Source organism: Kitasatospora aureofaciens (assembly GCF_019192735.1).
Classification (GTDB): domain Bacteria; phylum Actinomycetota; class Actinomycetes; order Streptomycetales; family Streptomycetaceae; genus Kitasatospora; species Kitasatospora aureofaciens_A.
In genome coordinates this window covers 136,710-148,909 of the sequence record NZ_JAHTKP010000007.1, presented here as the reverse complement: position 1 = coordinate 148,909, position 12,200 = coordinate 136,710, and the positions used below count along the sequence as shown (strand labels likewise).

Here is a 12,200-nt window from a genome sequence, read left to right as displayed (position 1 = left end):
CCCCCTCACCCGTCCCGCCGTCCCCCGATCTCCCCACCAGCACCCCCACCCCCCACCCGGAGCCGTAGGCTTCAGGAGTTGAAGGGGACGCCCGGCGGAGGGGTCCCCGCCCCCTTGGGATGGTGGATCATGGCGACGGACACACCTGGCTCTCAGTCATCGCTGCACCGGGCGAACCTGGAGCGGGTGCTGCGCGCGGTGCGGATGGCCGGCTCGCTGACCCAGGCCGAGATCGCCCGCGGCACCGGCCTCTCCGCCGCCACCGTCTCCAACATCGTGCGGGAGCTGAAGGAGAGCGGCACCGTCGTCGTCGCCGACACCTCCTCCGGCGGCCGCCGGGCCCGCAGCGTCTCGCTCAGCGGCGACGCCGGCATCGTGGTGGGCATCGATTTCGGCCACACCCACCTGCGGGTCGCCGTCGGCAACCTGGCGCACCGGGTGCTCGCCGAGGAGAGCGCCCCGATCGACGTGGACGTCTCGGCCGCGCAGGGCTTCGACCGCGCCGAGGCGATGGTCGCGCGGCTGCTGGAGCAGGCCGGCTTCCGCCCGGACAAGGTGATCGGCGTCGGTCTCGGCGTGCCCGGCCCGATCGACGTGGAGACCGGCGCGCTCGGCTCCACCGCGATCCTGCCCGGCTGGACGGGCATCGCCCCCGGCCGTGAGCTCGCGGAGCGGCTCGGCATGCCGGTGCACGTGGACAACGACGCCAACCTCGGCGCGCTCGGCGAGCTGGTGTGGGGCGCCGGCCGCGGGCTGAGCGACCTCGCCTACATCAAGATCGCCAGCGGCGTCGGCGCCGGCCTGGTGGTCAACGGCCAGATCTACCGTGGCCCGGGCGGCACCGCCGGTGAGATCGGGCACATCACCCTGGACGAGGCCGGGCCGGTCTGCCGCTGCGGCAACCGCGGCTGCCTGGAGACCTTCGTCGGCTCCCGCTACCTGCTCTCCCTGCTCACCTCCACCCTCGGCCCCGACCTCACACTGCCCAAGGTGGTCGAGCTGGCCCACCAGGGCGACCTCGGCTGCCGCAGGGTGATCGCGGACGCCGGCCGGCAGATCGGCACCGGCGTCGCGACCCTCTGCAACCTGCTCAACCCGCGCCGGGTGATCCTCGGCGGCGACCTCGCCGAGGCCGGTGAGCTGGTGCTCGCCCCGATCCGCGACTCGGTGGCCCGGTACGCGATCCCCAGCGCCGCCCGCCAGCTGTCCGTGGTCCCGGGCACCCTGGGCGGCCGCGCGGAGGTGCTCGGCGCGCTGGCGCTGGTGATGAGCGAGATGGGGGAGTCGGGCGCGCTCGCCGCCGCCTCCGTCAACCGGGCTTGACGCGACCGCGCCTGGCCCGGACCCCTGTCACCTCGGGGATCGCCGGTGACCGGCCGGTGGCACCGGGCGCGCCGCTCGGTGTCCGGCAGGCGGACATTAGACTCGACCGGTCGGCACGGACCGCGACCCTTGAAGCGGACCGTCAGAGCGCGCCGGCGCACCGGGCAGCGACGCCCGTCGGACCGCCCGCGGTCCGCGAATACGAACGAGGAGGAACGGGTGGCCCTGCTGACCCGCATTCGGGGACCGCGCGATCTCGACCGGCTCACGCCCGGACAGCTGGCCGCACTGGCCCAGGAGATCCGGACCTTCCTGGTGACCGAGGTCTCCAAGACGGGCGGCCACCTCGGCCCCAACCTCGGCGTGGTGGAGCTCACCATCGCGCTGCACCGGGTCTTCGACTCCCCGCGCGACCGCATCCTCTTCGACACCGGCCACCAGAGCTACGTGCACAAGCTGCTCACCGGCCGCCAGGACTTCTCCCGTCTGAAGATGAGTGGGGGCCTGTCCGGCTATCCCTCGCGCGCCGAGTCCGAGCACGACGTGATCGAGAACTCGCACGCCTCCACCGTCCTCTCCTACGCCGACGGCCTGGCCAAGGCCAACAAGATCCAGGGCAAGGCCGACCCGGTCATCGCGGTCATCGGCGACGGCGCGCTCACCGGTGGCATGGCCTGGGAGGCGCTGAACAACATCGCCGACGCCAAGGACCTGCCGGTCGTCATCGTCGTCAACGACAACGAGCGCTCCTACTCCCCCACCATCGGCGGCCTGGCCAACCACCTCGCCACGCTGCGCACCACCCAGGGCTACGAGCGCTTCCTGTCCTGGGGCAAGGACGCGCTGCAGCGCACCCCGGTGGTCGGCCAGCAGCTGTTCGAGACCCTGCACGGCGCCAAGAAGGGCCTCAAGGACTTCATCGCCCCGCAGGGCATGTTCGAGGACCTCGGCCTCAAGTACATCGGCCCGATCGACGGCCACGACCTCACCGCCCTGGAGTCCGCGCTGACCAAGGCGCGCGGCTTCGGCGGCCCGGTGATCGTGCACTGCCTCACCGAGAAGGGCCGCGGCTACCACGCCGCCGAGAACAACGACGAGGACCGCTTCCACGCGGTCGGCGTGATCCACCCGGACACCGGCCTGCCGGTCAAGAACTCGGGCAAGGACTGGACCTCCGTCTTCGGCGAGGAGATGGTCGCGCTCGGCCACGAGCGCGAGGACATCGTCGCCATCACCGCCGCGATGCTCCACCCGGTCGGTCTGGCTCCCTTCGCGCAGGCCTTCCCGGACCGCATCTTCGACGTCGGCATCGCCGAGCAGCACGCCGTCACCAGCGCGGCCGGCCTGGCCACCAACGGGCTGCACCCGGTGTTCGCGGTCTACGCGACCTTCCTCAACCGGGCCTTCGACCAGGTCCTGATGGACGTCGCCCTGCACAAGCTGGGCGTCACCTTCGTCCTCGACCGGGCGGGCGTCACCGGCACGGACGGTGCCTCGCACAACGGCATGTGGGACATGTCGATCCTCCAGGTCGTCCCGGGCCTGCGGCTGGCCGCCCCGCGCGACGCCGACCAGGTCCGCGCCCAGCTGCGCGAGGCCGTCGAGGTCAAGGACGCGCCGACGGTGGTCCGCTACTCCAAGGGCACGGTCGGCCCGGCCGTCCCCGCGGTCGGCCGCGTCGGCGGCATGGACGTGCTGCGCGCCGCCGAGGAGTCGGCCGGGGCGCACCACGCCGACGTGCTGATCGTCTCGGTCGGCGCGATGGCCGGCACCAGCCTGGAGGTCGCCGACCTGCTGGCCGCCCAGGGCATCACCGCCACCGTGGTGGACCCCCGCTGGGTCAAGCCGGTGGACCCGGCCCTGCCGGGCCTGGCCGCCGAGCACCGGGTGGTCGTCACGATCGAGGACAACGGCCGGGTGGGCGGCGTCGGCGCCGCCGTCGCCCAGGCGCTGCGCGACGCCGAGGTGGACCTGCCGGTCCGCGACTTCGGCATCCCGCAGGAGTTCCTGGACCACGCGAGCCGCGGCGAGATCCTGGCCGAGATCGGCCTCAACGGCCCCGACATCGCCCGGAAGGTGACCGCCGTGGTCGCCGGCCTGGACAAGGCCTCCGCCGAGGTCACCGTCAAGGCCACCGTCGACGCCTCCGTCGACGCCTGATCCCGAGGCCCGACCGCAGACCTTGCGGCGCCGGCCGACGGCCGTTTGCCGCAAGTCTGTAACAGCTCGTCACCGTACGAGCTGATAATCGCACCGAAAGGCGGGACCGGCGCTGCCCGCGCCGATCCCGCCCGGTAGGTTGTCACCGTGCCGACCCCCACCCACTCCCGCCTCGCCGGACTGGCCGAGCGCCTGCCCGAGCGCGTCCGTACCCATGTGTTCACCGGGTACTGGACCAGGCTGGTGCCGGTGCTGGCGCTGGTCGCGCTGCTCACCCACATCCCGTCCTTCGCCCGGCCGGTCTGGAGCCCCGACGAGGGCTTCCTGGCCACCCAGGCCCGGATGCTGGCCGACGGCGGAGTGCTGTACGACACCGTGGTCGACCGCAAGCCGCCGCTGCTGCCGTGGCTCTACCAGGCCTGCTTCGCCGTCTTCGGCTCGGCCTCGCTGTGGCCGCTGCGCACCCTGGCGGTGGTCGCCCACCTGGTCACCGCGATCCTGCTGGCTTCCATCGCCCGCGGCCGCTGGGGCAACCGGGCCGGGGCCGGCGCCGGGCTGCTCTACCTGCTCGTCTCCATCGGGCTCTCCCCGGAGGACACCCAGGCGGCGACCTTCGAGGTCTTCATGCTGCCCGCGATGGTGGCCGCCTTCCGGTACGCCGAGCGCCGCCGCTGGCTGGCCGCCGGCATCGCGGTGGCGCTCTGCTCGCTCACCAAGCAGACCGGCGGCGCGGTGCTGCTGCCGGTGCTGTGGATGCTCTTCCAGGACGCCCGCCGGCGCGGGGTGGCCTGGCCGCCCGCCCTGTTCAAGATCGGCTTCGGCTTCACCCTGCCGATAGCGCTGGTCGCGGTCATCCTGACCAAACCCAAGGGCTTCCTCTTCTGGGTGGTCACCGGCAGCGGCGACTACGCCTCCTTCAGCGGCGCCTGGCTGCAGATGATCGGCCGCGCGCTCGGCAACTCGGCCATCCTGGCCGCGGCCGGCCTGGGCTTCCTGCTCCCGGTCGGGCGCCGGCTCTGGCTCAAGTACCGCCACCGCCCGCTGCCGGTCGCGGGCGAGGAGCACGGCTCCACCGCCGACCTGTGGGTGTGGCTGCTCTCCTCCGTCGTCGCCGTCAGCGTCGGCTTCCACTTCTTCGGCCACTACTACCTCCAGCTGATCCCCCCGCTGGTGCTGCTGGGCACCGGCGCGGTGGCCACCTCGGCGATCCGCTGGAAGCCCGTGCTGGCGTACACGACGGCGGCCGCCACCGTCTTCTGGGGCCTGGCGCTGGCCTGGCCGGGGGAGCGGCTCGACCGCACCACCGAGGTCGCCACCGCCGTCGCCGCCCAGACCACCCCCAAGGACACCGTGCTGGTCTGGGGCATGCACCCCGAGCTGTACTGGCTGGCCGGCCGCAAGCCCGCCACCCGCTACCTGACGGCCGGCTTCCTCACCAACTACAGCGGCGGCAAGGACGGCAGCCCCAACGTGGGCGAGCAGTTCAGCGTCAACAACGCCTGGCAGACCTTCGACAAGGAGCTGGCCAACGGCCTGCCCGAGGTCTTCGTGGACGACTCCGGCATCGCCCCGTACCAGCCGGTGCTGGTCCCGCGGATCGAGGCCCTGCTGGACACCCACTACGAGATGATCGGCGTCATCGGCGACACCGTCGTCTATCGCCTCAAGCGCTGAGCCCGCCTTCCCCTTCCACACACGAAGGAGCCCCGGTGACCTGTCCTTAGGTCACCGGGGCTCCGCCGAACGCAGCCGCTACGCCTTACGCGGGCACCGAGGCCACGCCGGGGGCGAGGAACGTCTTGCCGTTCACCCGCTCCGAGACGCCCTCACGGTCCAGGTACGGGGTGATCCCGCCCAGGTGGAAGGGCCAGCCGGCACCGGTGATCATGCAGAGGTCGATGTCCTGCGCCTCGGCGACGACACCCTCCTCCAGCATCAGGCCGATCTCCTGCGCCACGGCCTCCAGGGCGCGGTTCAGGACCTGCTCCTCGGTGAGCACCGAGTCGCCGAAGGACAGCAGCTCCAGCACCTCGGGGTCGAGGACCTGCTTGCCGTCGACCCAGGTGTAGAAGCCGCGCTTGCCGGCCTTGACCACCTTGCCGAGGTTCTCGGAGACGGTGAACCGCTCCGGGAAGGCGCCGCGCAGGGTCTCCGAGACGTGCAGCGCGATGGCCGGGCCGACCAGCTCCAGCAGCACGATCGGGGACATCGGCAGGCCGAGCGGCTCGACGCCCTTCTCGACGGTGGCGATCGGGGTGCCCTCGTCGATGATGTTCTGGATCTCGCCCATGAAGCGGGTCAGGATCCGGTTCACCACGAACGCCGGGGCGTCCTTGACCAGCACCGAGGTCTTCTTCAGCTTCTTCGAGACGCCGAAGGCGGTGGCCAGCGAGGCGTCGTCGGTCTGCTCGCCGCGGACGATCTCCAGCAGCGGCAGGATCGCGACCGGGTTGAAGAAGTGGAAGCCGACGACCCGCTCGGGGTGCTTCAGCTTCGAGGCCATCTCGGTGACCGACAGCGAGGAGGTGTTGGTCGCCAGCACACAGGTCGGCGAGACCACGTTCTCCAGGTCCGCGAAGACGGTCTGCTTGACGCCCATCTCCTCGAACACGGCCTCGATGACGAAGTCCGCGTCGCCGAAGGCAGCGGCCTTGTCGAGCGAGCCGCTGACCAGGCCCTTGAGGCGGTTGGCCTTGTCCTGGCCGATCCGGCCCTTGCCGAGCAGCTTGTCGATCTCGGCGTGGACGTAGCCGACGCCCTTGTCGATGCGCTCCTGGTCGATGTCGGTGAGGACCACCGGCACCTCCAGACGGCGGGCGAACAGCAGCGCCAGCTGCGAGGCCATCAGACCGGCGCCGACGACGCCGACCTTGGTGACCGGGCGGGCCAGCGACTTGTCCGGCGCGCCGACCGGGCGCTTGGCCCGGCGCTGCACCAGGTTGAAGGCGTAGATGCCGCTGCGCAGCTCGCCACTCACGATGAGGTCGGCCAGCGCCACGTCCTCGGCGTCGAAGCCCGCCTGCAGACTGGCTGCATCAGTAAGGCTGGCGTCCTTGACCAGCTGGATGATGTCCAGCGCCTTGTACGGAGCCGGCGCGGCGCCGTGCACCTTGCCGTCGGCGACCAGGCGGCCCCAGGCGACGGCATCGTCCCAGGCCTTGCCGCGGTCGATCGCCTCGCGCTCGACGACGGTCTCGCCCTTGAGGACCTTGGCGGCCCACAGCAGCGACTGCTCCAGGAAGTCGGCCGGCTCGAAGATCGCGTCGGCGATCCCCAGCTCGAACACGTCCTTGCCCTTGAGCTGCTTGTTCTGGTTCATCGAGTTCTCGACGATGACCTTGACGGCCTTCGCCGGGCCGATCAGGTTCGGCAGGATGGTGCAGCCGCCCCAGCCCGGGACGAGGCCCAGGAAGACCTCCGGCAGCGAGAACGCCGGAACGCCCGAGCTGACCGTGCGGTAGGTGCAGTGCAGGCCGACCTCGACGCCGCCGCCCATCGCCGCGCCGTTGTAGAACGCGAAGGACGGAACGGGCAGCGCGGCGATCCGCTTGAAGACGTCGTGGCCGCCCTTGCCGATGGCCAGCGCGTCCGCGTGCTCTTTGAGCAGCTCGACGCCCTTGAGGTCGGCGCCGACCGCGAAGATGAACGGCTTGCCGGTGATCGCGACACCGGCGATCTTGCCCTCGGCGGCCTCGGCCTCGACCTGGTCCAGCGCGGCGGACAGCTTCAGCAGCGAGCCCGGGCCGAAGGTGGTCGGCTTGGTGTGGTCGAAGCCGTTGTCCAGGGTGATCAGGGCCAGCTTGCCGGCCTGCAGCGGCAGGTCCAGGTGGCGGACGTGCGCGGTCGTGACGACCTCGTCCGGGAACAGCTCGGCGCCGTGCTGGAGCAGCTCAGTCGTGGTGCTCATGGTCACTTACCACCCTCGAACTCGGCCTGCTGGGTCGCTCCGCTCCAGTGCGGGTTCTCCCAGATGATGGTGCCGCCCATGCCGAAGCCGATGCACATCGTGGTGAGGCCGTAGCGGACGTCCGGGCGCTGCTCGAAGCGGCGGGCCAGCTGGTTCATCAGGCGCACGCCGGAGGAGGCCAGCGGGTGGCCGAAGGCGATCGCGCCGCCGTACGGGTTGACCCGCTCGTCGTCGTCCGCGATGCCGTAGTGGTCCAGGAAGGACAGCACCTGGACGGCGAAGGCCTCGTTGACCTCGAAGGCCTGGATGTCGTCGATGGTCAGACCGGCCTTGGCCAGCGCCTTCTCGGTGGCCGGCACCGGGCCGATGCCCATGACCTCGGGCTCGACGCCCGCGAAGGCGTAGGAGACCAGGCGCATCTTGACCGGGAGGCCGAGCTCCTCGGCGACGTCCTCGGCGGCCAGCAGCGAGGCGGTGGCACCGTCGTTCAGACCGGCCGAGTTGCCCGCGGTGATGTTGCCGTGCGGGCGGAACGGGGTCTTCAGACCGGCCAGGCTCTCCATCGTGGTGCCCGGGCGCATCGGCTCGTCCACGGTGGCCAGGCCCCAGCCGGTCTCGCCGACCTCGGGGTTGGTGTTGCGGATCGAGATCGGCACCAGGTCGGGCTGGATGTCGCCGTTGGCGTACGCCTTGGCGGCCTTCTCCTGGGAGCGCACGGCGTAGGCGTCGCAGCGCTCCTTGGTCAGGTGCGGGAAGCGGTCGTGCAGGTTCTCCGCGGTCATGCCCATGAACAGGGCGGACTCGTCGACCAGCTTCTCGGAGACGAAGCGCGGGTTCGGGTCGACGCCCTCGCCCATCGGGTGGCGACCCATGTGCTCGACGCCGCCGGCCACGACCACGTCGTACGCGCCGAAGGCGATGCCGCCGGCGGTGGCGGTCACGGCGGTCAGCGCGCCGGCGCACATGCGGTCGATCGAGTAGCCCGGGACGGACTTGGGCAGGCCGGACAGCAGGGCGGCGGTGCGTCCGATGGTCAGACCCTGGTCGCCGATCTGCGTGGTGGCCGCGATCGCGACCTCGTCGATGCGCTCGACGGGCAGGTTCGGGTTCCGGCGCACGAGCTCCCGGATGCACTTGACGACGAGGTCGTCGGCGCGCGTCTCGTGGTAGATGCCCTTCGGGCCGGCCTTGCCGAACGGGGTGCGGACGCCATCAACGAAGACGACATCCCTCGCGGTACGAGGCACGGGGGCTCTCCTCCCAGGGACCAACAGTTCGAGGTGGGCAGGCTGCCGCCGGCGAAGATCCGAGCGGCGCCGCTTCACCGCCATGCTACCGGTCGGTAACCAACCTGCCCAGGCCCCTCGGCGGGTTCACCTCGTGTGTCCCGCGACACGTCTCACCAGTGCGGTGTCTCCAGGGAACGCCGAAGGGGATGCCGTCGTACGACGGCATCCCCTTCGGTCGCTTCGGCTCTGCTCGGTCAGCCCTGCGCGGCGATCGCGGTGGCGAACGCGGCGGCGACCGCCGGAGCCACCAGGTCGACCTGCCACTGCCGGGCACCGAGGCGGCGCAGCGCGGCGGCCACGCCCTCGGCGCTCGCGTCGGCCGGCGGCTCCCAGGAGACCCGGCGGACCAGGTCGGGCGTGATCAGGTTCTCGGCCGGCAGGTTGTGCCGCTCGGCCAGCTCGCTGACCGCGCTGCGGGCGCCGGACAGCCGGGCGGCGGCCACCGGGTCCTTCTCGGCCCAGGCCCGCGGCGGCGGCGGACCGTCGTGCGGCGCGGCGGCCGGCGGCAGCTGGTTCTCCGGCACCTCCCGCCCGCGCTGCACGGCGGACAGCCACTGCTCCAGCTGGCGCCGGTGCACCCGCGGCCCGAAGCCCTGGACGGCCTGGAGGGCGGCGATGTTCAGCGGCATGGCCAGCGCGGCGTTGACGATCGCGGCGTCCGAGAGCACCCGGCCCGGCGAGACGTCGCGATCCTGCGCCATCCGGTCCCGGGCCAGCCACAGCTCGCGCACCACGGCCAGCTGGCGGCGCCGGCGGACCTTGTGCAGCTGCGAGGTTCGGCGCCACGGGTCGGTGCGCGGGGCCGGCCGGGGCGCGGCGGCGATCGCGGCGAACTCCTCCAGCGCCCAGTCGAGCTTGCCCTGGGCGTCCAGCTCCTGTTCGAGTGCGTCGCGCAGCTCGACCAGCACCTCGACGTCCAGAGCGGCGTAGCGCAGCCACGGCTCGGGCAGCGGGCGGGTGGACCAGTCGACCGCCGAGTGCTCCTTGGCCAGGCTCAGCCCGAGCACGCTCTCGGTCATCGGCCCGAGTCCGACCCGCGCGAAGCCGGCGATCCGCCCGGCCAGCTCGGTGTCGAACAGCCGCTGCGGTCTCATGCCCACCTCGGCCAGGCAGGGCAGGTCCTGGGTGGCGGCGTGCACCACCCATTCGGTGTCCGCGAGGGCGGCGCCCAGCCCGCCGAGGTCGGGGCAGGCGATCGGGTCGATCAGCGCGGTGCCGGCGCCCGCGCGGCGCAGCTGGATGAGGTACGCGCGCTGCCCGTAGCGGTAGCCGGAGGCCCGCTCGGCGTCGACGGCGACCGGTCCGGTGCCCGCGGCGAAGGCGGCGACGGTGGCGGCCAGCGCCCGCTCGTCCGCCACGACTGGCGGGATCCCTTCCTTGGGCTCAAGGAGCGGGACCGGGGCTGCTTCTTCTGGGATGGCTGCTACGGCGTCGGTCACCCACCAAGGGTACGACGGTCCTCGAAGCCGGGAGTGTTGTCGGACTGGTCAGACCGCGTCCGTGACTGTGACTCGCCCGCTCGCCTCCGGTCCGCTCGGACCCGGTGCCGACGGTCATCGCTCCGAGACCCCTCGTCCCTCGGGGCCTCCTCGCTCCCTCCCTTTCGGCACCGGCGCTCCCCTTCGGCTCGGGGCGGGCCGCTCCTCCGTCAGCAGCATTGCGGCGGCTCAGAAGGAACGTTCCTCCTGAGCCGCCGCAGCGGTCCGGCTCGATCGGCTCAGTGGATGATCCCGGTGCGCAGCGCGACCGCGACCATCCCGGCCCGGTCGCCGGTGCCGAGCTTGCGCGCGATGCGGGCTAGGTGGCTCTTGACGGTCAGCGCGGACAGTCCCATCGCGACGCCGATCGCCTTGTTGGACTGGCCCTCCGCCACCAGCCGCAGCACCTCGACCTCACGGCCGGACAGCTCGCGGTAGGCGGCCTGCTGCGTACCTGGCGCACCGGGGGCTCCCGGCGCACCCGGCGCTCCGGCCGTGCCCGGTACGCCCGGCATGCCGGGGCGGCGCATCCGCCCGGCCAGCCCGGCGGCGCCCAGCGGCAGGCCCGGACGCCCGGGCATCGCGACGTTGGTGCGGGTGCCGGTGACGACGTAGCCCTTCACACCACCGGCCAGCGCGCTGCGGACCGCGCCGATGTCGTCGGCGGCGGAGAGCGCCAGGCCGTTGGGCCAGCCCGCGGCGCGGGTCTCGGCCAGGATGGTCAGCCCGGAGCCGTCCGGCAGGTGCACGTCGGCGACGCAGATGTCGCGCGGGGTGGAGACCCGGGGGCGGGCCTCGGCGATCGAGGACACCTCGATCACGTCCCGGACGCCGAGCGCCCACAGGTGGCGGGTGACGGTGTTTCGGACGCGGGGATCGGCGATGACCACCATGGCGGTGGGCTTGGTCGGGCGGTAGGCGACCACGTTTGCGGGGTGCTCAAGAAGGACCGACACCAGGCCTCCTGCGGGGAGTGGCGGACGGAACCCCGATGGGGGCGGTCGGAGTGTTCCGCGTTCGGAAAGGGTCACAGTCTGCTTCGGCAGCTACCGTGTCCGGCTTTAGCGAAAGATCACGATCTAGTGAGTAGCAATACGGACAAATCGCGCAAATGATTGATGCGACATGCCTGGAATTCGCACAAAATCGATCAGATCCGAAGCGGATCGGTCGGTCTTGACCGGTTAATTGACGCAGAGCGGGTCCGAAGTCACACTTCGTCAGTCCTGGGGGTGGCGTCCGGCCCGCCGGTGCCGTACCGGCCGGACGGCCACTCCTCAGTGCGAGCGCGGGCGCCGTCGGGCGGGCATCGGGACCACCCCACCGAGTGACGGAACGTCGGCCGGGGCCTGCGGGCCCGGGGCGACCGGCGGCAGGCCCGCGCTGATGCAGAGCAGGTCCCCCCAGGCGGCCAGGTGCCGCTCGAACCGGCCGTCGGACGGCGTCCAGGAGGCCCGGATCTCGATCTCGGTCGAGGACGGGCGGTCCGCGAGACCGCCGAAGTACTGCGAGGCGCACCTGGTCACCGTGCCGGACGGCTCCGCGTACCCGGCGCCGTGCGCCTGCAGGGCGTCCAGCAGCCAGGCCCAGCCGACCTCGGACAGCATCGGGTCGCCGGCCATCTCCGGTTCCAGCTCGGCCCGGGTCATCGTGACCACGCGGAACTCCCCGTTCCAGGCCTCCTGGCCCGCCGGGTCGTACAGCAGCACCAGCCGGCCGTCCGCCAGCTCCTCGCCGTCCACCTCCACCGCGGCGGTCACCGCGAACGCGTACGGGGCGAGCCGGCGCGGCGCCGGTGCGGGGGAGAGCTGCACCTCGGGCCGCAGCCGCGCCCCGTCGAACGCCGCCACGGCGGCCCGGAACTCGCTCGGCGCCCCCTCCCGACCCGTTCCGCCACCTGCTCCGCCACCCTGTGCGGGGTGCCCGCCGACCGCTGCCATGACCCGAAGACTAGGTCGAAAACCCGGGTTATCGCCGCAACTTCCGTCCGAGCGGCGTGCCGGAACGGCAAACCCGGTCACATCTTGGAGGAACCGACGGGGC

Annotated in this window: 8 protein-coding genes; 3 read left to right on the top strand and 5 right to left on the bottom strand. The window is 72.1% G+C overall.

Annotated features, from left to right (window positions below; genetic code table 11):
- The first annotated feature begins 129 nt into the window (after positions 1-129).
- The 3 genes from KV557_RS10595 to KV557_RS10585 all read left to right on the top strand — a co-directional run bounded on the left by KV557_RS10595 (position 130) and on the right by KV557_RS10585 (position 5,157).
- On the top strand, positions 130-1,323 hold the full coding sequence (locus KV557_RS10595; RefSeq protein ID WP_218199558.1) for an ROK family transcriptional regulator: 1,194 nt from the start codon (positions 130-132) through the stop codon (positions 1,321-1,323).
- 219 nt (positions 1,324-1,542) lie between these two features.
- Entirely contained in the window at positions 1,543-3,483 is a 1,941-nt protein-coding gene (dxs, locus tag KV557_RS10590) for a 1-deoxy-D-xylulose-5-phosphate synthase (protein ID WP_218199557.1), read from the top strand.
- 147 nt (positions 3,484-3,630) lie between these two features.
- Positions 3,631-5,157 carry an ArnT family glycosyltransferase gene (locus tag KV557_RS10585; protein ID WP_308129835.1) on the top strand — a complete coding sequence of 509 codons (1,527 nt, stop codon included), beginning with the start codon at positions 3,631-3,633 and terminating at the stop codon, positions 5,155-5,157.
- Between the two features lie 85 nt (positions 5,158-5,242).
- Here KV557_RS10585 and KV557_RS10580 read toward each other — a convergent pair whose 3' ends face one another.
- The 5 genes from KV557_RS10580 to KV557_RS10560 form a co-directional block, all read right to left on the bottom strand.
- Positions 5,243-7,390 (bottom strand): 3-hydroxyacyl-CoA dehydrogenase NAD-binding domain-containing protein, encoded by a 2,148-nt coding sequence (locus KV557_RS10580; protein ID WP_218199556.1) that lies wholly within the window; start codon positions 7,388-7,390, stop codon positions 5,243-5,245.
- Positions 7,391-7,392: 2 nt separating this feature from the next.
- Positions 7,393-8,637: a thiolase family protein gene (locus tag KV557_RS10575; protein ID WP_218199555.1), complete on the bottom strand. Its 1,245-nt coding sequence runs from the start codon at positions 8,635-8,637 to the stop codon at positions 7,393-7,395.
- 236 nt (positions 8,638-8,873) lie between these two features.
- Positions 8,874-10,118 (bottom strand): HRDC domain-containing protein, encoded by a 1,245-nt coding sequence (locus tag KV557_RS10570; protein ID WP_218199554.1) that lies wholly within the window; start codon positions 10,116-10,118, stop codon positions 8,874-8,876.
- Between the two features lie 278 nt (positions 10,119-10,396).
- Complete coding sequence (locus tag KV557_RS10565) at positions 10,397-11,113, bottom strand: response regulator transcription factor (protein ID WP_218199553.1); 717 nt, start codon at positions 11,111-11,113, stop codon at positions 10,397-10,399.
- A 321-nt stretch (positions 11,114-11,434) separates the two neighbouring features.
- Positions 11,435-12,097: a DUF3000 domain-containing protein gene (locus KV557_RS10560; protein WP_218199552.1), complete on the bottom strand. Its 663-nt coding sequence runs from the start codon at positions 12,095-12,097 to the stop codon at positions 11,435-11,437.
- Between the last annotated feature and the right edge of the window lie 103 nt (positions 12,098-12,200).

What these genes read in the sequence shown, in the direction of transcription:
- KV557_RS10595 (WP_218199558.1), top strand. Translation starts at nt 130, where the DNA reads ATGGCGACGGACACACCTGGCTCTCAGTCATCGCTGCACCGGGCGAAC.
- KV557_RS10580 (WP_218199556.1), bottom strand. Translation starts at nt 7,390, where the DNA reads ATGAGCACCACGACTGAGCTGCTCCAGCACGGCGCCGAGCTGTTCCCG.
- KV557_RS10560 (WP_218199552.1), bottom strand. Translation starts at nt 12,097, where the DNA reads ATGGCAGCGGTCGGCGGGCACCCCGCACAGGGTGGCGGAGCAGGTGGC.